This window comes from Bacillus sp. FG16 (assembly GCF_057809515.1).
This window is the reverse complement of the sequence record NZ_JBMDKC010000315.1, coordinates 1-517: the sequence shown is the minus strand read 5'-3', so window position 1 is coordinate 517 and position 517 is coordinate 1. Positions and strand designations below refer to the sequence as shown.

1 protein-coding gene is annotated in these 517 nt (G+C 33.7%); it reads left to right on the top strand.

Going from position 1 to position 517, the window contains the following annotated elements; translation table 11 throughout:
* Window positions 1-71: 71 nt before the first annotated feature.
* On the top strand, window positions 72-517 hold a 446-nt coding region (locus ACODS7_RS32495), incomplete at its 3' end, for an AMP-binding enzyme (RefSeq protein ID WP_488828676.1).

The following is a 517-nucleotide window of genomic DNA, read 5'->3' as shown; positions in this document are numbered from 1 at the left end:
CAGCGTACATCAATCAACCTGAGAAAACAAAAGAAACATTTTTACAACGACAAATCCCAAATACATCTGAAATGAAGGTATATAAAAGCGGAGATCAAGGGCGTATTACATATGATGGACACATTGAATTTTTAGGACGTCAGGATAAGCAAATAAAAATAAGAGGCTATCGAATTGAATTAGAAGAAATAGAAGAACGATTGTTACAACATCCCTCCATTCAGCAGGTAGTTGTTATGGTATATCAAAATGAGAATGAACAACCACAATTACTTGCGTTTTATAAAGCGATAGAAAATAAAAATATAAGTACAAGAGAATTACAAGCGTTTCTTTCGAAATCATTACCTGATTTTATGATACCAAGTACGATTCAATGTGTAGAAGATTTCCCGTTAACACCGAGTGGGAAAATAGATCAGAAATCCTTACTAGCTGTATTTCAAGCTAGAGAGATACATCAAGATGCAATCATTGTACCACCTCATACACATACAGAAAAACAATTGCAGCAAAT